The sequence below is a fragment of the Pseudomonas sp. Sample_24 genome (assembly GCF_004307605.1).
GTDB lineage: Bacteria > Pseudomonadota > Gammaproteobacteria > Pseudomonadales > Pseudomonadaceae > Aquipseudomonas.
The window spans coordinates 1-22,172 of sequence record NZ_RCNW01000298.1; the positions used below are offsets into that span (position 1 = coordinate 1).

Sequence of the window (22,172 nt, forward strand, 5' to 3'; positions counted from 1 at the left end):
CCATGATCAGGATGTCGAAGATCTGCATGCCCTGGAAGCCGTCGCCCATGAACATGGACGCCAGCAGGCCACCGGCGGCGATACCGGCCAGTGGGCCGAGCCAGCGCGAAGCGCCACCGGCCTTGGCAGCGGCGCCAGCGGCACCGGCGGCACCAGCGGTCGCCGCAGCGCCGCCCATGCCTGGAGAAGAAGGAGCCATCTGGCTGGTCTGGTGAGTTGGCGCAGCGCCTGCGCTTTTGCCACCACCGAAGCGCTTGGCGGCATTGACGTCGAGACTCATCGTCAGGCCGATGCACAACGCCATGGCGATGCTAAGAAAACGTTTCATAGAGGGAATTCCCATTTGTGGAAGGCACGCGCGCCATGTTGCACAGCTGAAGTGTTACTGGCTAGCGGCAGAGTGTTTCGGGCTTTTGCCTGACAGGTCGGGTTCAGCTTAATCAGGGCAATAAGGCCTGTTAACTTTGGTCTGTAGGAGGAGTGGATAAGTTCTGTAGGAAAGTTGCAAAACCCTGTGGGAACGAACAGGTTCGCTCCCACAGAAAATTGCTTTAAATCGCTTCCAGCTTCGCATACCCCAGCATCAACCACTTGCTGCCTTCGCTGAAGTTCACCTGCACCCTGGCCGCGGCCCCGGCGCCTTCGAAGTTGAGGATCACGCCGTCCCCGAAAATCGAGTGGCGCACGGTCTGGCCGAGGCTGAAGCCGGTCTGCGGAATCTCGCTGCCGCTGAACAGGTTGCCGCCGCTCATCGACTGGTTGCCGCCAAACGGGCGACTGACGCTGTTGGAAAGCCGCACTTCTTGAATCAGACCTTTCGGCACTTCGCGTACGAAACGCGACACCTTGTTGTAGGTCTCGCTGCCGTAGAGGCGTCGGGTTTCCGCATAAGTCATCACCAGGTTCTGCATGGCGCGTGTGATGCCGACGTACGCCAGGCGCCGCTCTTCCTCGAGACGGCCAGGCTCTTCCAGGCTCATCTTGTGCGGGAACAGGCCTTCTTCCATGCCCACCAGGAACACGTAAGGGAATTCCAGACCCTTGGCGCTGTGCAGGGTCATCAGCTGAATGCTGTCTTCGTGCTCGTCAGCCTGGGTATCACCAGCTTCCAGCGATGCATGGCCGAGGAATGCCGCCAGTGGCGTCAGGTCCTCGTCCTCTTCGCTGTTTTCAAAGTTACGCGCAGCGCTGACCAGTTCTTCAAGGTTTTCTACCCGGGCCTGGCCTTTCTCGCCTTTTTCCGCTTCGTGATAGGCGATCAACCCCGACTGCTCGATGACGGTCTGGGTCATCAGGTGCAGCGGCATTTCCATGCACTTGGCGGCAAGGTTTTCGATCAGCTCGACAAATGCGCCCAATGCGCTGGCGGCGCGACCGGTAAGGCCTTTGTTGGCTACCAGTTGTTGCATCGCTTCCCACATCGACACATCGCTGTGGCGTGCATGCTCGCGAATCGCTTCGACGGTTTTTTCGCCGATGCCGCGGGCGGGTACGTTGATCACCCGTTCCAGCGCGGCATCGTTGCCACGGCCTTCAAGCAGGCGCATGTAGGCCATGGCGTTTTTGATTTCCGCCCGCTCGAAGAAGCGCTGACCACCGTAGATGCGGTACGGAATGCGCTCGCGCAGCAAGGCTTCTTCCAAAACGCGCGATTGGGCGTTGGAGCGGTACAGAATCGCAATATCGCTTCGCGCCAGGCCGGTTTTCAGCGCACTTTCGATGGTTTCGACAACGTAGCGTGCTTCATCGTGTTCGTTGAAGGCGGCATACAGGTTGATGGCCTCGCCATCGCCGCCGTCGGTCCACAGTTCCTTGCCCAGGCGACCGGTGTTGTTGGCGATCAGGGCGTTGGCAGCCTTGAGGATACCGGCCGTGGAACGGTAGTTTTGCTCCAGACGAATGGTCTCGGCGTCCGGGAAGTCTTCGGAATACTGGTAGATGTTCTCGATTTTCGCGCCGCGCCAGCCATAGATCGACTGGTCGTCATCGCCAACCACCATCAGGCTGTCGCCGCCCTTGGCCAGCAAGCGCAACCAGGCGTACTGCACGGCGTTGGTGTCCTGGAACTCGTCCACCAGAATGTGCCGGAAGCGCTTTTGATAATGCGCCAGCAGGCCCGGATGATCGCGCCACAGGTCGAGGGCGCGCAGCAGCAGTTCGGAGAAGTCGATGACACCGGCGCGCAGACACGCAGCCTCATAGGCTTCATAAATGCTGCGCATGGTCGCCAGGAACAGGTCGCCGCTGGCTTGAATGTGTTGCGGACGCAGACCTTCGTCTTTTTGCCCGTTAATGAACCATTGGGCCTGACGCGCCGGCCAGCGTTGCTCGTCCAGGCCGAGCTCGCGGATCACCCGCTTGACCAATCGTTGTTGGTCATCACTGTCGAGAATCTGGAAGGTCTGGCTCAGGCCTGCCTCTTGCCAGTGCGCCCGCAGCAAGCGGTGCGCCAGGCCGTGGAAGGTGCCGACCCACATGCCGGCCGGGTTGATACCCATCAGCTGTTCGATGCGGTGACGCATCTCGGCAGCGGCCTTGTTGGTGAAGGTCACCGACAGAATGGAGTGGGGCGACGCGTTTTCGACCTGGATCAACCAGGCGATACGGTGCACCAGCACTCGGGTTTTACCGGAACCAGCACCGGCCAGGACCAACTGACGGCCTACGGGGGCCGCTACGGCCTGACGTTGGGCATCGTTGAGGGAGTTCAGCAAAAGGGAGAGGTCATCGCGCATCGGGGCATTCTAGGGGGCGGCGCCACACCGGGCAAATCCCGCTTTGCATTAGCCGATGAAAGAGATGTGCGGGACGACCGGTCAGTCATTGTCCGTAAGCATTGCAGCTACATGCCTGGGGGCATTTGCGCGGGGGCGGGTGGCAGGCAGATTTGTCTGTTTTTTGACCGGCAGCAGTTTGGTCAGGGCAGATGCTTGTGTATGCTCCGTCGACGTTTCGGGCTCATGCTCATCATTATAAGAACAAGAATATCGCCTATGACCCTCAGCTTCGACCTGTCGGGCCCCACTGCGCAGCCCCGGGTTATTCGTAAACAATACGCCATGGAGATGGCGGTCGAACGCACGCGTCTGCTGTATCAGGGCTCTCTGCTGCCTACGCTGTTCATGTTGATCAATGGTCTGGTCTGCGCCGGTTTACTCTGGAGTCCGCAGCGTTACTTCCTGGTCACGGTCTGGCTGGTATGGCTGCTGTCACTGGTGGCATTGCGGGTGATTCAGGTGGCCGCCTTCGATTCGGCCATTCCCAATCGTCAGGCTCACCCCATTTGGCTACGCATGTTTTTATTGGGCTCCGGCCTCACCGGCCTGACTCTGGCGGGTGCCGGCATCGCCCTGGTTCCCGCCGATAATTTCATTCAGCAAGCCTGGGTCTTCGGCCTCATCGGTGCCGCGGCGCTTTCCGCCAGTGTGGCTTATGCGGTCAGTTTGCCGGCCTTTCTTTCGTTCACCTTGCCCTGTCTGCTGCCGGCCATCGCTTACATGTTTTGGGGGGGAGACGAGCAGCAGCAAGGTTGGGGCTGGTTTGGATTGATTCTGCTGGGTGCACTGAGCGTGGTTGCCTGGCAGGTCAATCGTTTGATCGATCGGGGCTTGATGCGACGTTTTCAGAATCAGGCGCTCATCGAACACCTGCAACAGGCACAAAGTTGCAGTGACCAGCTCAATCAGAAGCTGGCCAAGGAAATTGAGCAACGACAGCGTGCCGAAGAAGAATTGCGGGAAATCCAGACCGACCTGGAAAACCGTGTCGCCCAGCGCAGCCTCGAACTGGACGCCGCCAGCCAGGCGTTGAGCAAGAGTGAAGCGCGCCTGGCGCTGGCCCTGAAGGCCAGCGAATTGGGGCTGTGGGACTGGAACCTGCAAACCGACGAAGTTCACCACACGCAGATTCAGGAATTGTTCGGCCTGGAGCCGGAACAGGTGACGGGCATTTTGCGTCACCTCAAGCCGCGGCTGCACCCGGAGGATCTTCCCGGACTGAAAAGAGCACTGGTCGAGCATTTGAAAGGGCGCACCGAGGACTATCAGATCGAATATCGCGTGCGGCATGGCGACGGCCACTGGGTCTGGATCGAGGACCGCGGGCGGGCAGTCGAGCGTGGCGAAAACGCAAGGGTGATTCGCATGGTCGGCACCCGTCGCGACATCAGCGTCAGCAAAGGTCTGGAAGAGCAGCGGCAGCTGGCCGCGACCGTGTTCGAAGCGGCCAGCGAAGGCATTGTGATTTTCGATCCGAATTACAAGCTTATCGCGATCAATCAGGCTTTCAGTCGGGTGACCGGCTACGACATCGAGGACATGATCGGGCGCAATGTCGTTGAATTACCGTGCAGCCGCGATGCGCGTCGGCATTACGCGGCGATTCACCAGGCGCTGGAACAGCAGGGCAGTTGGCAAGGCGAACTGGTGGAAACCCGCAAGAACGGCGAGATGTATCCGCAATGGCTGCAGCTGAACGCCGTACGCGATACTCGGGGAAATGTCAGTCATATCGTGGGCTTCTTCGCTGATCTTTCGGCGCGCCGAGAGTCCGAAGAGCGCATGCGTTATCTTACGCATTACGACGAACTGACCGGCCTGGCCAACCGCTCGATGTTCCGCGAACGACTCAGCGAAGCGCATCAACGGGTGCGTCAGGGCGGTTATCGCAGCCTGGCGTTGCTGCACATCAATCTGGACCGCTTCAAACAGCTCAACGACAGCCTGGGGCATGAAATCGCTGACCAGTTGTTGCAGAAGATGGCTCGACGGTTGGTGAATGCATTGCCGGAAGCGGACACCATCGCGCGCCTGTCCGGTGACGAATTCGCGGTGCTGTTCAACGCTTACGGCAACCTGTCGAGCCTGGCGCGGGTGGCGACGCGTCTGGCGAGCAAGTTGCGGTTGCCGGTGACCATTGATGGGCATGAGCTGGTGGTCAGCGCGTCGATGGGCATCAGTTTATTGCCGGACAGCGCCCGGGATATTTCGGCATTGGTCAGTCAGTCGAACATGGCCATGCAGCACGCAAAGCATCTGGGAGGGAACAACTTCCAGTTCTATACCGACAGTTTGCAAGCCAGCACGCTGGAGCGTTTGCAAATGGAAAACCAACTGCGAAAGGCTGTCGAAGAGAAGCAGTTGAAGGTGTTTTATCAACCGAAATTGTGCCTTGCCACGGGCAAGTTGAATGCCGCCGAGGCCTTGGTGCGTTGGGATCACCCGACCATGGGCCGAGTGTCTCCTGGGGATTTCATCGGGTTGGCCGAGGAAACCGGGCTGATTGGTCCGATAGGCGAGTTCGTACTGCGTCAGGCTTGCTGGCAAGCCTGTGAATGGCAGCGGCAGGGACTTGAAGCGATTCGGGTATCTGTGAACCTGTCCGTGCACCAACTGCGACAGGGCAAGCTGGTCAGTCTGGTGCGCCAGGTCCTGGAAGAAACCGGGCTGGAGCCGCGCTACCTTGAGCTGGAACTCACCGAAAGCCAGTTGCTGGACAGCGTCGAACACATCATTGCGACGTTCCAGCAATTACGTGATCTGGGCGTGAAACTGGCGATTGATGATTTCGGCACAGGCTATTCGTCCTTGAGTTATCTGAAGCGGATTCCCGTCGATTACGTGAAGATCGATCAAGCGTTCATTCGTGGCCTGGGGGAGGGTAGCGAAGATGCGGCGATTACTCGGGCGATCATCGCCATGGCGCACGGCCTGGCATTGAAGGTCGTGGCGGAAGGCGTCGAGCGGATCGAACAGCTTGAGTTTCTGAAAGCTGAACAGTGTGATGAAGTGCAGGGTTATCTGGTCAGCCGCCCGGTAGAGGCCGAAACCCTGGCCGGCTTGCTGCATGCTCAGGCCGCCAGTTGAGTAGAAGGCGTCCCGGTCTCAGCAGCTGAGACTGCGGGACGCCTGAATTGCCGGAAGCGCAATTGATGCTTAGTGGGTGATCGATACTTTATCGATATGGTGCAGCAACTTTCCTTCGTAGAAGATGCTCACGCTGCAAACATCAGAGTTGCCCGGCACTTTGTATTCTACAAACTTGTCGGTTTCGACTTGCAGCGAAATTTCATTGGAGTTTTCAAGTTTAAGCTCCAGGCGCAAGTCATAGGATTTATCTTGCTCTTCACTCACTTCCAGCTTTGGTGTAATGCCCGTATGCGCCACGGTTACGACGCCATAGGTGCGAAACGAAGCGGCGCCTGGCATGCGGTCGATCTGTGCGGTCCAGCCTTTGGTTTTAATAGTCATGATGTGTAGCTCCTTTAGTTTTGATTCGCTTCCTGCGCAATTAATATACCCAGCTGAAGTTTGCTTTGGTTGAATTTTGTTAGTTTGATTTGTAAATCGGCGTGTGTTGTTATCGAGTGCTCATGCCGCATTGGTTTTATATTTTGCCAAGTAACTAATTCAATGTTTTTCAGTTCAAAACTCGCGCTTCGGCCCCGCGCCATGAGTGCTACATGAGGCGCGGACGCCAGAAATCGAGGGATTCGGTAACGCATTGAGCAGGCAAAAAGCCAATTCATGTAGTATAACTACAAGCGTGCTACATCCCCGGCACCTGCCAATAACAAAGAGTCCAGCCCTTTGAATCTGCTGCAACACATCGCCCAGTCACGTCACCTGTTACGCAAGTCGGAGCTCAAGGTCGCCGATCATGTGCTGCTTGACCCTGCGGCTGTGATGCACAGCTCCATGGCCGACCTGGCCCATAGCGTAGGCATCAGTGAGCCGACCATCGTGCGCTTTTGCCGCGCCATCGGGTGTTCCGGGTTCCAGGACCTGAAACTGAAGCTGGCCCAGAGCCTGGCAGCCGGTGCGAGTTTCGGACAATTCGCGATCCATGAAGACGATTCGGTGGCCGACTACAGCCTGAAGATCTTCGACACCACGTTGCATACCCTGATGGAGGTTCGAGAAAAGCTCGACCCACTGGAATTGCAGCGAGCAGTGACGCTGATGTCCCAGGCGCAGCGGGTCGAGTTCTACGGTTTCGGTGCTTCGGGTGCGGTAGCGGCGGATGCGCAGCACAAGTTCTTCCGTTTGTTGCTGACCGCAGCGGCGTACTCCGATCCGCATATGCAAGCGATGTCGGCGGTGACGTTGAAACCGACAGACGTGGCGATCTGCATCTCCCAGTCCGGGCGCTCCAAGGATCTATTGATCACTGCCAATCTTGTGCGTGAGAGCGGCGCTTCGCTGATTACCCTGTGCCCGAGCCAGACACCGTTGGCCGAGTTGTCGACGGTCAACCTGGCGATCGACGTGCACGAAGACACCGAAATCTACACGCCGCTGACCTCGCGTATTGCCCATTTGGTGGTAATCGACGTATTGGCGATGGGCGTGGCAATGGCGCGCGGGCCGAGCCTGGTCAACCACCTCAAGAGCGTTAAACGCAGTTTGCGCAGCTTGCGGTTGTCGCCCAAATCGGTGAAAGCGCTGGACGACTGACTTCAAGGCCCGCGCGGCCCCCTGTGGCGAGGGAGCTCGCTCCCGCTGGGTCGCGAAGCGGCCCCAAAATTGTGCGACTGCTGCGCAGCCGAACGGGAGCAAGCTCCCTCGCCACAGGACCAAACAACATTCATCGGTCTGTAACCATCAAGCCGCCAAACCGTCATCCCCCACGTCTATCTTGAAACTCCCGTACTCGTCTTGGGAGACTTGAAATGGCCCTGCCTTACGAAGAACGCAACAGCGCTGTCAAAACCCGTCGTCAACAAGAAGATCAACGGCGCATGGAGTTTCGCCGCGCTATTGAAGATCGTTGCGAGCGCCGTCAGCTTCTGGCCGAGATTGGCGATTTTCCTGAAGATTTCGAGCTCAATTATTGGCAGGCTGCGCCGACAGCTTCCCGGCGAAGCGCTCAACCAGGCCGCTGATCTGCACCCGCTCGCTGCGCACGAACGCAAGGAAGGCGTGAGCCACTGGTGACAGCCGTTTAGCCTTGGCTTGCACCAGACACCAGCTGCGATAAAGCGGCAGTTCTTCGACCGGCAACTCGATCAACCCACCGGTCGCCAGTTCGAGGTTCAGGGCGTGGCGCGTCAACAACGCCACGCCCAGACCCGCCAGCACGCATTCGCGTTGAGCTTCGGCTGATGACACTTCCTGTGTCTGGTTGAAGTGCACGCGCTTTTCCTTGAAGTACTCTTCGCACGCCAGGCGTGTCCCCGAACCGGGCTCGCGCAGCAGCAGGGTATAAGGTTCCAGATCCTGCAGGCGCAGGGGGCCCATGTGGCACAGTGGATGATTCGGTGGCGCCACGGCGACAATCGGATTGTTCAGGAATGGCAGGAATTCCAGGCCCATGTCCTGTGGCACCATGGACATGATGACCAGGTCGTCACGGTTGTCCGAGAGGCGTCGAATCACCTGCCCCCGGTTGACCACCGTCAATTGCAGGTTGACCTCCGGATGCTGGCGCTTGAACGCGGCAAACAAGTGCGGAACGAAGTACTTGGCGCTCGATTCCACCGCCAGTTTCAATTGACCCTGGAGGGAGCCCTGCATGTCCGACAACTGCATATCGAGGTTTTCCAGGCGCCCGAAAATGTCCCGGCTGGCGCGTTGCAGTGCTTCGGCCGCTTCGGTCATGTAGAGTTTTTTACCGACGTAATCGAACAATGGCTGGCCAACCAGTTCTTCGAGTTGGCGAATCTGCAGGCTTACGGCCGGTTGTGTGAGCGACATTTCGTCGGCTGCGCGGCTGTAGGACCTCAAATCGCAGACTTCATTGAAGATCTGCAACTGACGCAACGTCATACGCATCAATGACTTACGCACTTTATTAGTTCTCTCGCCGCTGGCTGATGCAGCAACTATAAGTCTTTACTTATGCGTGACCCAATAATTATTCATTTTTGTTAATCCCTTGTGGGCGCTAGTGTGGGGCTGCGACCAAATTGAAACATTTGGTCACGCGTCGACCTGGTCTAGCGGGTCGTGGGTACCACCGGCTCAAGGGAACCTCCAAGTGATAAAAAAGATCCTGATCGCCAACCGTGGTGAGATTGCCGTACGCATCGTACGTGCCTGCGCCGAGATGGGTATTCGCTCGGTCGCGATCTATTCCGATGCCGACCGTCATGCCCTGCATGTGAAGCGTGCGGACGAGGCCCACAGCATTGGCGCCGAGCCATTGGCGGGCTACCTGAACCCGCGCAAGCTGGTGAACCTGGCCGTGGAAACCGGTTGTGATGCATTGCACCCCGGCTACGGCTTCCTCTCCGAGAACGCTGAACTGGCAGACATCTGCGCAGAACGCGGGATCAAATTCATCGGTCCATCGGCTGAAGTGATTCGCCGCATGGGCGACAAGACCGAAGCCCGCCGCAGCATGATCAAGGCTGGCGTGCCGGTTACCCCAGGTACCGAAGGCAACGTCTCGGGTATCGAAGAAGCCCTGACCGAAGGCGATCGTATCGGCTACCCGGTGATGCTCAAGGCCACTTCCGGTGGCGGCGGCCGCGGCATTCGTCGCTGCAACAGCCGCGAAGAGCTCGAACAGGCGTTCCCTCGCGTGATCTCCGAAGCCACCAAGGCGTTTGGTTCCGCTGAAGTGTTCCTGGAAAAATGCATCGTCAATCCCAAGCACATCGAAGCGCAGATCCTGGGCGACAGTTTCGGCAACGTCGTGCATCTGTTCGAGCGTGACTGCTCGATCCAGCGCCGCAACCAGAAGCTGATCGAGATCGCCCCGAGCCCGCAACTGACCCCTGAACAGCGCGCCTATATCGGTGACCTGTCGGTGCGTGCAGCCAAGGCTGTGGGTTACGAGAACGCCGGTACTGTGGAGTTCCTGCTCGCTGAAGGCGAGGTGTACTTCATGGAGATGAACACCCGGGTGCAGGTGGAACACACCATCACCGAAGAAATCACCGGCATCGACATCGTCCGCGAGCAGATCCGCATCGCTTCCGGTCTGCCGCTTTCGGTGAAACAGGAAGACATCCACCACCGTGGATTTGCCCTGCAATTCCGGATCAACGCCGAAGACCCGAAAAACAACTTCCTGCCGAGCTTCGGCAAGATCACCCGTTACTACGCGCCCGGCGGTCCCGGCGTGCGTACCGACACGGCGATTTACACCGGTTACACCATTCCGCCGTTCTACGATTCCATGTGCCTGAAACTGGTGGTGTGGGCGTTGACCTGGGAAGAGGCGATGGACCGTGGCTTGCGCGCTCTGGACGATATGCGTCTGCAAGGGGTCAAGACCACCGCCGCGTATTACCAGGAGATCCTGCGCAATCCGGAATTCCGTAGCGGCCAGTTCAACACCAGTTTCGTTGAAAGCCACCCTGAACTGACCAACTACTCGATCAAGCGCAAACCCGAAGAGCTGGCCCTGGCCATCGCCGCCGCCATCGCCGCCCACGCAGGCCTGTGAGGAATAGAACAATGAGCAAGAAAATCCACGTTACCGACACAATCCTGCGCGACGCCCACCAATCGCTGCTCGCCACCCGCATGCGCACCGAAGACATGCTGCCGATCTGCGACAAGCTCGACAAAGTCGGCTACTGGTCGCTGGAGTGCTGGGGTGGGGCGACGTTCGACGCCTGCGTACGTTTCCTGAAAGAAGACCCGTGGGAGCGTCTGCGCCAATTGCGCGCGGCACTGCCTAACACGCGTCTGCAAATGCTCCTGCGCGGTCAGAACCTGCTGGGCTATCGCCACTACAGCGACGACGTGGTCAAAGCTTTCGTTGCCAAGGCCGCGGTCAACGGCATCGACGTGTTCCGCATCTTCGACGCGATGAACGACGTGCGTAACCTGCGCGTGGCGATTGAAGCGGTGAAAGCCGCAGGCAAGCACGCTCAGGGCACCATCGCCTACACCACCAGCCCGGTGCACACGATTGATGCTTTCGTGGCGCAAGCCAAGCAAATGGAAGCCATGGGTTGCGACTCGGTGGCGATCAAGGACATGGCCGGCCTGCTGACCCCATACGCCACCGGTGAACTGGTGCGGGCGTTGAAAGCCGAACAGTCGCTTCCCGTGTTCATCCACTCTCATGACACCGCCGGTCTGGCGACGATGTGCCAGCTCAAGGCAATTGAAAACGGTGCCGACCACATCGACACCGCGATCTCCAGCTTCGCCTCGGGCACCAGCCACCCAGGCACCGAATCGATGGTGGCTGCGCTCAAAGGCAGCGAATTCGACACAGGCCTGGACCTGGAGTTGTTGCAGGAAATCGGCCTGTACTTCTACGCCGTGCGCAAGAAGTACCACCAGTTCGAAAGCGAATTCACCGCTGTCGACACTCGTGTGCAAGTCAACCAGGTGCCGGGCGGGATGATTTCCAACCTCGCCAACCAGTTGAAGGAGCAGGGCGCGCTGAACCGCATGGGCGAAGTGCTGGCCGAAATCCCGCGCGTTCGTGAAGACCTCGGCTTTCCTCCGTTGGTGACCCCGACTTCGCAGATCGTCGGCACCCAGGCGTTCTTCAACGTGCTGGCCGGTGAGCGTTACAAGACGATCACCAACGAAGTGAAGCTTTACCTGCAAGGTGGCTATGGCAAGGCACCGGGCACCGTGAACGAGAAGCTGCGTCGCCAGGCCATTGGCAGCGAAGAGGTAATCGACGTTCGTCCGGCCGATCTGCTCAAACCGGAAATGGCCAAGCTGCGCGCTGACATCGGTGCATTGGCCAAGTCCGAAGAAGACGTGCTGACCTTCGCGATGTTCCCGGATATCGGTCGCAAGTTCCTCGAGGAACGTGCTGCCGGCACCCTGACACCTGAAGTGCTGTTGCCGATTCCTGAGGCCGGTGGTGTTGCATCGGCTGGCGGCGAAGGCGTACCGACCGAGTTCGTCATCGACGTGCACGGCGAAACCTACCGCGTCGATATCACCGGTGTTGGCGTCAAGTCCGAAGGCAAGCGGCATTTCTACCTGTCCATCGACGGTATGCCGGAAGAAGTGGTGTTCGAACCGCTCAACGAATTTGTCGGCGGCGGCAGCAGCAAGCGCAAGCAAGCCACAGCTCCGGGCCACGTCAGCACCACCATGCCGGGCAACATCGTCGATGTGCTGGTCAAGGAAGGCGACTCCGTCAAGGCTGGCCAAGCGGTGCTGATCACCGAAGCGATGAAGATGGAAACCGAAGTGCAGGCGGCCATCGCCGGTAAAGTCACCGCCATTCACGTGGCCAAGGGCGACCGGGTGAACCCGGGCGAAATCCTGATCGAAATCGAAGGCTGAGTTAACAGCCTCGATCTACCGCTTTAAACCTCGGGGGAGCATGTGCTCCCCTTTTTTTCGCCTCGGGTTTGGGCTCTCAGAAACTCATTCGCCACTGACCTGTAACGCCGTGGTTGCGGCTGTCGGTGCCGATCTCACCCGTGATGCCGACGGCCAGCGTGTGTTTCGCTGAAAATCCAAGGTCCAGCCCGGCATCGACCAGCAGGCTGTCACGATCCAGTGGCACGCCGGAAACGGTGAAGTTTTTCCCACCCGTAACTATTTGTTGGCGAGTATCGCTGTAGACGTCCCCGTAGGTGTGTTTCCAGCCAGCGCTGAACCGCGGGGTCAGTTGCATGCCGTTATCCAGCGCGGTGAGCTTCGCCAGTCGCAGGCCGAATGTGCTGTTCAAATTGTTCTGCGTTTGACCGTGTACCTTCAGTGCCGCTGCACCACCTTTTTCCGTGAAGGTATCGCGCTGATAGCGTTGGTAGCCCAGGCTGGCAAACGGTTCGATGCTGACATTCGCCCGGCCCAGGTTGTAACCCAATTCCGCGAAAGCCTGCTGGGTGCTGGCATCGTAGCGGCCTTCGGGGCGGTCGCTGAAACCTTTGAAGGCAACCCGTCGTTTAGTGCTGCCATCGTGGCTGCTGTAGGTCGCACCCAGTCGCATTGACAGGGGACCGTTTTGACGCAGGGCGTAGGCTCCCACATGCCAGCTGTCGAGATTGCCGTCGAGTCCCCGACTGTTCAGGCGCGTGTCGGATTTGCCGCTGATAACACCCAGCCGCCAGTCCTCTGCAATACCCCAGTCCGCTCCGATTACCAGCCCGTGGGTGGTGTGTTTCAGAGCATCGTAATCGCGATCCAGGGTCCCACCATGACCCAATGCTTGCAGCCAGACCCGACCATTGTCTTCGCTGCCGGCAGCCAGGCGTGGTGCATTGCGCCTCGTGGCGTTGCCATAGCCACTGGCACTGTCCAGCTGACGCATGGCTGAGAGCATGGTTGCGCTGATTGGGCTGTCACTGTTCAGGGTCGCCTTCGCGAGGTTGGCGTTTTGGCTGGCGGCCAGTTGCTCGATGGCAATAGATGCGGTCTGTTTGTCAGCGCGGAGCAGGGCTGCGACCGCAGCGTTTGTGGGGATGGGTGCCTTTGGTAGTGAGGCGACGGAAGGGGTAGCTGGAGGAGTTGAAGCTGTGTCGGATTTGTCAGATGGCGTTTCAGCGGTGACGGTTTGGTTGCTGGTAACCGGCGTTGCGGCTATGGCAGGTTGTTCGGGGGGCATTGCTGTAGAGGCTGTCGACTGATTTTCATCGGCAGTGGTTGGGGTTAAGACCGGAACGGATGTACCGGTGTCTGTGGGTAGATTCGGGACTTCAGCGACGGAGGGTGCTTGAAACTCAATATCGTCAAGGCTTTCACCGAGTTCCCTGCCATTGTCCGTGATAGCGGCAACCGCGAACGGTACGTCGTTGCGGACGAAGATCAAGCCGAAAGTCTTGGCCTGGTAATCCGGCTCGGGTGTCAGGAACGCAAGATTGTTGAGAATCTTCCCGAATTTCCCTTCGATTTTGTCGGCAACCAGGATGGTTTTTTCGCTGATCAGCGGGTAATCACCCGATGCCGCCACGATGTTCAGTGTGGCGCCGCCGAGGTTGGCGGTGCCATCGACCACAATCGTTTCACTGTTGAGCCCATCATCGATCTCGTAGCTCAACTCGGCGGTTTTCGAGAGATTCAAATCACCTTTGACCTTTGGTGCACCGTGCAAACTGTTGACAGAAAGTTTTCCATTCACGGTGAGGGAACCGGTCAAGCCGCTGCCCGCAAAAACGCCTTTTTCTTCAACCTCGACGACGCCTTCGATAAAGCCCGGGTTGTTCAGGAAACCTCCCGGTCGCACCGTCGCGCCGCCGCCAATCTTCCCATTGTTGACCAGCGTTCCCTGGGTCAGTGCCCCACCCAGAATGTGCCCGTCGTTGATTAGCGTTGCTTTTGAACGAATCAAGACCCCAATGTTGAAATCACCGGAGCCATTCACGGTCCAGGTGCTGCGTTTGAGCTCCAGACCTGCAAAACGTCGACTGTCGTCCAATGTGCCACCGCTCGCGGTATCGAGTTGCAGGAAATTGTCCCCGCCACCACCGTCAATCAACCCGGAAAGGGCGCCTCGGCCAGATACAATGACCAGGTCATTTCCATCGCCGAATGTCCGGTTAACGCCATCCGCTGCTTTGCCAATGGTCTGTTTGTCAGTGGTGGGATCATTGATGAATGCATCGAGTGCCGCCATGAGCTGCTCCGGTGTTGCATCCGGAGCAATGGTGGTATCGATGGACACTTGCTGGGCAAGTGAAATTTCAGCGCAACCCACTGCGAGCGCAATCGCCAGCGCCAGATGTTTCGGTCGGTATTTGTGTTGAACGGGCATCGAGTACGGCCTCTTTTGACAGGAAGCCAAACTCTAAAAGGCAGTGAAAAATATCGATGTCAGGCGCATCCGCAGGTGCTGCGGCTGATGTCGGAATGGGGCGCAGAAAAAATACAGCCACCTAAAGGTGGCTGTATTTATCTGAGAAAGAAGACGATTGTTCTTACAAAAAATCAGGACGAGTGCGGCCAGCGGGCTGTCAGAAACTCATCTGCCACTGCCCGATCACTCCATGGTTGCGACTGTTGCTGCCGATTTCTCCGGAATAGCCAACGCCGACGCTATGGCGTGCCGAAATGCCCACATCCAGTCCGGCTTCCAGCACCAGGCTGTCGCGATCCAGTGAGCTGCCATCCACACTGAACGCTGTGCCACCGACTACAAAGGCCTGGCGTGTCGAGTTGCTGACATCGCCGTAGGTGTGTTTCCAGCCGGCAGTCATGCGCGGGGTGAGGCTCATGCCGTTCTCGAGGCTGTTCAGGTGCGCAAGGCGCAGGCCAAAGGTTGTGCTGAAGTTGTCCTCGGTTTGACCGTCGACGTGCAGGGCCGCAGCGCCTCCTTTTTCTTCATAACTGTCGCGGTGATAGCGCTGGTAGCCAAGGTTGGCGAACGGTTCGGCGCTGAGGCGACCGCTGCCCATGGCGTACCCGAGTTCGGCGAATGCCTGTTGGCTGTCGGCGTCGTAATCACCTTTGGGCCGGTCGCTGAAACCGTTGAATGCCACGGTGCGTTTGCTTTCACCCTGATGACCGCTATATGCCGCGCCGAGGCGCAGAGCCAACGGGCCGCTTTGGCGCAACGCATAGACGCCGGCGTGCCAGCTTTCGACATTGCCATCGACGCCTGTGGCGTCCAGATCGGTCTTTGAATAACCGCCAAGCACACCCAGTTTCCATTGCCCATCAAGCGCCCAATCGGCGCCCAGTACTGTGCCTTTGCTGCGTTGTTCAAGTCCACTGCTGCCGTGTTCGCCGTCGAGTTTGCCGTAGCCGCCAATGGCTTGCAGCCAGAGTCGGCCTTGGGCATTCGGGTCATTGAGGTTGCGAGCATCACGGGGGACGCCGTTCGCGGCGAGGACCGGCGTGTCCCGTTGATCGAGGCCCACCAGCAAAGCCGAACGGCCGCCCATCTGATGCATCGCCGACAGCATGCTGGCGCCGATCTGGTTACTGACACCGAGGGTTGCGCTGGCCAGGTCAGCGTTGCTGGCACCGCTGAGCTGCTCGATGGCTGCACCCGCGGTTGCGCCGGTGGTGTTGAGCAAGGCGTTGTACAGCGTATTGTTTTTGCCGAGGGAGGTCAGGCTGTTGGCGGCGCTACTGCCATTACCGGTGACGGCGAATTCGTTGAAGGCGACATCGTTACGGGTGTAGGTCAGGTCGACCCGGGTTGGCGTATAAGCCAAGGTTGGCGTGATAAACGCGTAGTCGCTTGTGACATTGCCGAAGGTGCCGTTCACGACCGCTGCCTGCAACACGGTGTAATGGCTTTGCCACGGATAGGTGCCGCTGCCGGGGTTTACGGCCAGCGTCGCGCCGTTGAGATTGGCCGTGCCGCCGACCATGATCGGTGCGCTGCTGCCATCTGCATTTACGCCGTATGCGATTGTCGAGCCGCTACCCATGGTCAAGTCGTGGGTGACGGTCGCAGTGCCGAGTCGGGTGTTGGTCAGCAGGGTGCCATTGACCAACAAGTTGCCCACCGAACCGCCGCCGGCATACACGCCACCTGCATCGACAGTCATGCTGCCGCTGATGCCTGCCTGGTTGATCAGCGTTGCTCCACTATGTATTGCGCCACCGTCACTGAAATCTGCGCTGCCGTTCAGGGTCCATACCCCTTGCTTGACCTCCAGCCATTCGAAGTGGCGACTGTTGCCGAAGCTGCCGCCCGACGCATCGTCCATCACTACACGGTCGTAACCGCTGCCACCGTCCACAGTCCCAATGAATCGGCTGCCGTTGCGCAAGGTCAGGCTGTCGTTACCACCACCAAGGTCCAAAGCCAAGCCATTGCTGCCGCTGATAGTGCCGCCGTTGACGACACTGTCAGCGAACTCGCCGACGAACTTCACGCCGAAACCATCGAGACCCTGGATGGTGCCGAAGTTTTCCAGCGCGGTTGCCGCGAGGCCCGAGCCGCCGCTGCCGTCGTCAACCAGAATGGCACTTGTGGCACCGCTGATCATCGCGCCTTGGGCGTTCAGCACATAACCACCGCCCAACGCGATCCCTTCGCTGCCGTTGGTGAACCCGTTCTTGTCCACACCGCCGGCACCAACACCCTGGATCGTGCCGTAGTTTTCGATGTGGGCGATGTTGTCGATGTCTACGCCATCGCCGTCGCCATTGGCTTGCAGGCCGGAATAGGCGCCGGTGATGGTGCCGTGGTTGATCACCGTACCATCGCCGTCGGAACCGAAACCGGAGCCGTTGCGCCCGGCAATATTTCCATAGTTGATGAGGGTTGCGCCCAGATCGGTGGTAATGCCGTGGCGTCCCCCCGTGATGGTGCCGTAGTTGGTCACTGTCACGCCGCTGGCCGAGTCGATGTCGATGCCGTCGAATTTCTGGTCGGCGTTGTGCGAGTCGCCGGTGGAAATTTCGCCATAGTTGGTAATGCTCGCATTGGCGCCAGTCTTCATGCCGTCGCTGGCATCACCACGAATCAGCCCGCCCGCGCGGTTGATGATGGTGGTCGTGACCCCGGCGCTGCGCAGTGCATCGAGGTCCAGGCCTTGGCCGGTTGTCGAGCGGATGATGCCGCTGTTATCGATCAACAGGCTGCCACTGACGAAGTTGCTGTCGATGCGCAACGCGTCGTTGAAGCCGAGAATCTGGCCACCGGCGCGGTTGTAAATGCTGTAGTTGCGCGCCTGGGTCAGGTCGCCGCTGCTGTCGATCGCCCGTCCACCGGTAGAAACGATCTGCCCCGCGTTATCGATCACCACGCCGACACCGGCCGTACCGTCCTTGAGGCTGACAGCCTTGCCGGTATGGGTAATGCTGCCTGGCGCGGAGATCGTCAATGTGTCTGCACCGCCGAGGGTTTGCGCAGTGGTGGTGGCCGTGTCGATCTGCAGGTTTTTGTACGGCGCGGCAATGGTGCCTGTACTGATCACCAGGCTGATGACAAGTGCCAAATGCTGGGGCGGGGAGGTCATGATGGACGGCCTTTTGTTATAAGCAGGGCGTCCTGTATAGCGGAGGGTTTTTACAGATTGATGTATATCGAAAAAGTCGCTGAACGCTGGACTTTTTCGCCAGCAGGCTGGCCCACAGGGGTTTTGCGGTACCCAAAATTTGTGCCTGGAAAAAATCTATTGTAGGAGCCGGCTTGCTGGCCATAGCGGTGTGTCTGGCGCGGGAGATGCTGAATGTGCGGCCCTAATCGCCAGCAAGCCGGCTCCTACAGTTCATTGGTGTCGTACGCGAGGTCTATGTACGCCGCAGATCCCTTGTGGGAGTGAGCCTGCTCGCGATGACGGAGTGTCAGGCGCGGGGGATTTTGGACATGCCGGCTTCATCGCCATCGGGCTGGCTTACAGGGATTGGGGTGTATCCGCGGTGATTACCCCCGGCACTCCACCAACGACTTCACCTGTCCCGCCCCTTTCTGGTTTTTATCACTCAACCACCGCTCGAACCCTGCACCGATTGCCGGCCATTCCGAGTCCAGGATCGAATACCACGCCGTATCCCGATTCTGCCCCTTGACCACCATGTGCTGGCGGAACACGCCTTCAAAGCTGAAACCCAGCCGCTCGGCTGCGTACTTGGAGCGGGCATTGGCGTTGTTGCACTTCCATTCCAGGCGGCGGTAACCCAGGGCAAAGGATTCCCGGGCGAGCAAATAAACCGCCTCGGTGCTTTTCGGCGAGCGCTGCATCGGCGCACCGAACGTCACGTGACCGATCTCGATCCGGCCTTGTGAAGGCACAATCGACATCAAACTGAGGATGCCTTGCACTTCACCGCTGGCACGGTCGATCACACTGAAGAAGTAGGGGTCGCTATTGGCTGCATGGTTGTTGAGCCAATCGTTGAAAGCACTGCGCTCGGGGAAGGGGCCATAAGGCAGATAATCCCAGAGTTTCGGATCGGCGCCGGGGCCTTGCAGGGCGTTGAACAAGTCATCGCCGTGGCGCGCCGGGTCGAGTTTTTCCAGGCGAATGAAACGCCCTTCGATGGTTTGAACCGACGGTGCCGGGACACCTTTCCAATCCGCGAGTGAAGTCGACATGTTGTTCTCCTTGAACCTTAAATGGCTTTGCGAAACTGGATGAAACCGGGGCGCTCGGCGATGCGCTCATAAAGCTGGATCGCGGTGGCGTTGGTTTCGTGAGTGAGCCAGTGGACCTTGCAGCAACCGTCCTGTTTGGCTGTTGCGTAAACGAATTCGATCAATTGTCGGCCGACGCCGGTACCACGGGTTTCGGGCGCTACCAGCAGGTCTTGCAGGTAGCAGGAGTTTTCGATGCTCCAGTTCGAACGATGGTAGATGAAATGCACCATGCCCACCGCTTTGCCGTCGGCCCAGGCCAGCGCGGCGTGGGTGGGTTCGTTTGGATCGAGCATGCGTTGCCAGGTGCTTTGGCTGACGGCGTCCGGCAGTTCGGTGTTGTAGAAGCGCAGGTAGGTTTGCCACAGCGGTAGCCAAGCTGCGTGATCGCCGGCGGTGACTGGGCGAATGTCGATCTGACTCATGGTGATTTCCTTAGCGCATCAATTGAGCGAGGGTCTGGTCATTGACGTCGGAGCTGGCAGCCAGGCCTTCGCGTACGCCCGCGATGTCGGCGGGGGCGCGGTTCTGGCTGAGTTTGCGTTTGCCCTCGAGACGGTCGATGGGAATGGCGAAACCGACGATGGCCTTGAGCATGCCGTCGATGTAATCGGCGGGGGCATCGGCCACTGACCATGGCTGGGCGCGGCCAGCTTCATGACGGTCGGTGAGGGTGCTGACAATGTCGAGCAGCCGCCCGCCATCGCTGAAGGTTTCGGCACGGCCATAGGCATGTACCGCGACGTAGTTCCAGGTGGGCACGACTTTGCCGTGTTCGGCCTTGCTCGGATAGAAGCCAGGGCTGACGTAGGCATCGGGGCCGGCAAAAATCAGCAGGGCTTCAGCGCCGTCGCGCAGGTCTTTCCACTGTGGATTGGCTTTGGCCAAGTGTCCGTACAGCGTGCCGTTCGAGCCCTGTTCGCAGTGCAGCAGAACCGGTACATGACTGGCTTGCAGGCCACTTTCACCGTGGGTCACCAAAATGGCGAGCCGGCTGGCGAGCATCAGTTCATGCAGTTGGGACAACTCGTCGATGGCAAAGGCACGTGGCGTGTACATGAAGATATTTTCCTTGGCGAATGCCTGCATCCTAGGCAGGCTATTGGTCTGTTGTAAGAGCCATTAATGACCAATTTCATAGGTCCATTGTCATGACTACCGAACCACTGTCCCTTTCGTTCAACCCGGCGGGCATCGAACTTGATCGCCGCCAGGGGCTGAGTCGGCAGCTGTATCAGGCATTGCGCCTGCGGGTGCTGGATGGGCGACTGGCCAGTGGCACCCGTCTTCCCGCCAGCCGCGATCTGGCGGCGGCTCTGGCGATTTCCCGCAACAGTGTGGTACGCGCCTACGACCAACTGTATGCCGAAGGCTTCATCGAGGGACGAGTCGGCGATGGGACCTATGTCGCGCAATTACCTCAGAATGCGTTGCCGGCAAAAAAATTATCCACAAAAGTATCCACAGGGTTGTCAACAGGCTTACCCACAACCTTATCCACAAATTGGCTGGATTTACCTGTTGATTCATCCAGCAAAGTTATCCACAGCGGTGCGTTGGGTCGCGTAGAAAAGAACCATTTACCGAGCCCACCAAGCGGGCCTCCGCGGGCATTCAGGGTTGGCGTTCCGGCCTTCGACCTTTTTCCTTTCGAGGTGTGGGCCAAGCTGAACGCGGCTTTCTGGCGAAAACCGGATTTGCAGCAGCTGTGTTACGGCGACCCCGCAGGTGATGCGCGTCTGCGTGGGATGATTGCCGCGTACTTGCGCAGTTCCCGGGGCATGCAGTGCACGGCTGAACAAATTGTGATCACCAGTGGTGCGCAGCAGGGGATCAGCCTTTGTGCACAGTTGCTGGTCGAACCTGGCGATGGTGTGGCGATTGAGAATCCCGGTTATCGCGCGGCGGGTCATGCGTTCGCCGTGGCCGGTGCCCGATTGCACGGGGTGGCGGTGGACAGTGACGGTATCGATTGCAACAAATTGAACGGCATCGTGGATTGTCGTTTGGCCTATGTCACACCATCGCATCAATACCCGACGGGGGTGGTGATGAGTCTGGCGCGGCGGCTCGAGTTATTGGCCTGGGCCGAGAAAACCCAAGGCTGGATTGTCGAGGACGATTACGATGGCGAGTACCGTTACAGCGGCGCGCCACTGGCACCGCTGGCCGCGCTGGATCGTCACGGGCGCGTGCTCTACGTTGGCACGTTCGGCAAAGTGGCTTTCCCGGCATTGCGCCTGGGTTATCTGGTGTTGCCAACGGCACTGGTGGACGCTTTCAGCCAGCGTCGCGCGGTCGATGTCCGGCACTCCGAGGTCAGCACCCAGGCCGTCATGGCCGAATTCATGGCGGCCGGGCATTTCCAGCGGCACATCCGCCGTATGCGCCGCGCCGCGTTGAGTCGTCGCAATACGCTGCTGGCCAACTGGCCCTCGGACATTCCCGGGGTGGGCTGCCTGCCGAGTGTCGCGGCAGGGTTGCACGTGACGGTGGCAGTCGATACTCAGGCCCGTGAACGTGAACTGATTGAGGCTGCCGCCGGCGTCGATGTCGAGATCAACGGCCTGAGCAGTTACTGGCTAGCGGATTCGAGCACTTCGGTGGATCAGCGGGCAGGGCTGGTGCTGGGTTTTGCGGCGGTGCCGGAAGCGGCTATCGCGTCAGCGCTTGTGCGTTTGCGCAGTGCCTGGTGCCGGTAAAGGGCGGGTCCGCGGACCCGCCCCTCTATGAGTCACTGGGGCTCGAGTTGCAGGAACAATGATTGGGTGGAAGCACTGGTGATTCGACGCAGTACGTAGTCGATGGGCTGCAGCGTTGCCAATTGTTCTCGAAGCTCGGTATCCAGCGTCGCCAGGTATTTTTCCGATACTTTCAGATGCGCTGCTGTGGGTTGGGCGGCATCGCTCTCAAGTGTTTCGTAGTGGAAGTGCGCAACCCACAGTTCCTGGTCATTGTCGGTAGCGTCGAGAATCCGGTACTCCTGAAAGTAGTCCTTGCGCCCCGTGGTTCTGATCCGGCCTTGCTCGTTGCGCAGGATTTTGACCTGTCGGTTTTCGTGCAACCATTGGAAGTACTCCTGCCTGGGCTTGCGCTTCTTGAGCATTTTTGTGCGTGTCTTGATGCCCTCTTTGCGGAGTCTGTCAGCCCTGCCGCGCATTTCCAGGCTCAGGCCGGCTACGGGAGGAGGTTGTTTGCCGGCACTTCTGATGTTGCTCATGGCCTGTTCGACGCTTGTGGCGGACTCTTCCAGTTTGCGCGCCTGT

General features: G+C 59.0%; 14 protein-coding genes and 2 pseudogenes. 6 read left to right on the plus strand and 10 right to left on the minus strand.

Annotated elements, in window-relative coordinates:
* Both D8V06_RS16105 and uvrD read right to left on the minus strand, forming a co-directional pair.
* Positions 1 to 328: pseudogene (locus D8V06_RS16105) on the minus strand (hypothetical protein); the annotation flags it as partial.
* Between the two features lie 223 nt (positions 329 to 551).
* Complete coding sequence (gene uvrD, locus D8V06_RS16110; protein WP_130931301.1) at positions 552 to 2,735, minus strand: DNA helicase II; 2,184 nt, start codon at positions 2,733 to 2,735, stop codon at positions 552 to 554.
* A 258-nt stretch (positions 2,736 to 2,993) separates the two neighbouring features.
* Here uvrD and D8V06_RS16115 point away from each other — a divergent pair, with 258 nt between their 5' ends.
* Positions 2,994 to 5,864 carry an EAL domain-containing protein gene (locus tag D8V06_RS16115; RefSeq protein ID WP_130931302.1) on the plus strand — a complete coding sequence of 957 codons (2,871 nt, stop codon included), beginning with the start codon at positions 2,994 to 2,996 and terminating at the stop codon, positions 5,862 to 5,864.
* Between the two features lie 69 nt (positions 5,865 to 5,933).
* On the opposite strand, the gene D8V06_RS16120 is transcribed toward D8V06_RS16115, so the two are convergent.
* Positions 5,934 to 6,248, minus strand: a complete 315-nt coding sequence (locus tag D8V06_RS16120) for a hypothetical protein (RefSeq protein WP_130931303.1) — start codon at positions 6,246 to 6,248, stop codon at positions 5,934 to 5,936.
* Between the two features lie 339 nt (positions 6,249 to 6,587).
* Between D8V06_RS16120 and hexR the strand changes: the two genes are divergently transcribed.
* Entirely contained in the window at positions 6,588 to 7,454 is an 867-nt protein-coding gene (hexR, locus tag D8V06_RS16125; protein WP_007954250.1) for a transcriptional regulator HexR, read from the plus strand.
* Between the two features lie 215 nt (positions 7,455 to 7,669).
* A complete protein-coding gene (locus tag D8V06_RS16135) occupies positions 7,670 to 7,882 on the plus strand; it encodes a hypothetical protein (protein WP_130903495.1) in 213 nt (70 codons plus the stop codon).
* Here D8V06_RS16135 and D8V06_RS16140 read toward each other — a convergent pair.
* Positions 7,824 to 8,786: a LysR family transcriptional regulator gene (locus D8V06_RS16140; RefSeq protein WP_130903496.1), complete on the minus strand. Its 963-nt coding sequence runs from the start codon at positions 8,784 to 8,786 to the stop codon at positions 7,824 to 7,826. The genes D8V06_RS16135 and D8V06_RS16140 overlap by 59 nt on opposite strands.
* Positions 8,787 to 8,976: 190 nt before the next feature.
* Between D8V06_RS16140 and D8V06_RS16145 the strand changes: the two genes are divergently transcribed.
* The gene (locus tag D8V06_RS16145) at positions 8,977 to 10,392 is read left to right on the plus strand and encodes an acetyl-CoA carboxylase biotin carboxylase subunit (RefSeq protein ID WP_056854322.1); all 1,416 of its coding nucleotides are present in this window, start codon (positions 8,977 to 8,979) and stop codon (positions 10,390 to 10,392) included.
* 11 nt (positions 10,393 to 10,403) lie between these two features.
* Positions 10,404 to 12,212, plus strand: a complete 1,809-nt coding sequence (oadA, locus tag D8V06_RS16150) for a sodium-extruding oxaloacetate decarboxylase subunit alpha (RefSeq protein WP_056854323.1) — start codon at positions 10,404 to 10,406, stop codon at positions 12,210 to 12,212.
* A 76-nt stretch (positions 12,213 to 12,288) separates the two neighbouring features.
* On the opposite strand, the gene D8V06_RS16155 is transcribed toward oadA, so the two are convergent.
* The 5 genes from D8V06_RS16155 to D8V06_RS16175 form a co-directional block, all read right to left on the minus strand.
* Entirely contained in the window at positions 12,289 to 14,625 is a 2,337-nt protein-coding gene (locus D8V06_RS16155; RefSeq protein WP_130931307.1) for an autotransporter domain-containing protein, read from the minus strand.
* A gap of 199 nt (positions 14,626 to 14,824) precedes the next feature.
* Complete coding sequence (locus D8V06_RS16160; RefSeq protein WP_130931304.1) at positions 14,825 to 17,788, minus strand: autotransporter domain-containing protein; 2,964 nt, start codon at positions 17,786 to 17,788, stop codon at positions 14,825 to 14,827.
* 407 nt (positions 17,789 to 18,195) lie between these two features.
* Complete coding sequence (locus tag D8V06_RS16165) at positions 18,196 to 18,867, minus strand: GNAT family protein (RefSeq protein ID WP_130903499.1); 672 nt, start codon at positions 18,865 to 18,867, stop codon at positions 18,196 to 18,198.
* Positions 18,868 to 18,884: 17 nt separating this feature from the next.
* Entirely contained in the window at positions 18,885 to 19,331 is a 447-nt protein-coding gene (locus D8V06_RS16170; protein WP_056854329.1) for a GNAT family N-acetyltransferase, read from the minus strand.
* A gap of 10 nt (positions 19,332 to 19,341) precedes the next feature.
* The gene (locus D8V06_RS16175) at positions 19,342 to 19,965 is read right to left on the minus strand and encodes an FMN-binding negative transcriptional regulator (RefSeq protein ID WP_056854330.1); all 624 of its coding nucleotides are present in this window, start codon (positions 19,963 to 19,965) and stop codon (positions 19,342 to 19,344) included.
* Between the two features lie 92 nt (positions 19,966 to 20,057).
* On the opposite strand from D8V06_RS16175, the gene D8V06_RS16180 reads away from it, so the two are divergent.
* A complete protein-coding gene (locus D8V06_RS16180; RefSeq protein ID WP_130931305.1) occupies positions 20,058 to 21,608 on the plus strand; it encodes a PLP-dependent aminotransferase family protein in 1,551 nt (516 codons plus the stop codon).
* A 32-nt stretch (positions 21,609 to 21,640) separates the two neighbouring features.
* On the opposite strand, the pseudogene D8V06_RS16185 reads toward D8V06_RS16180, so the two are convergent.
* Positions 21,641 to 22,172 (minus strand): annotated as a pseudogene (locus D8V06_RS16185) (hypothetical protein); the annotation flags it as partial.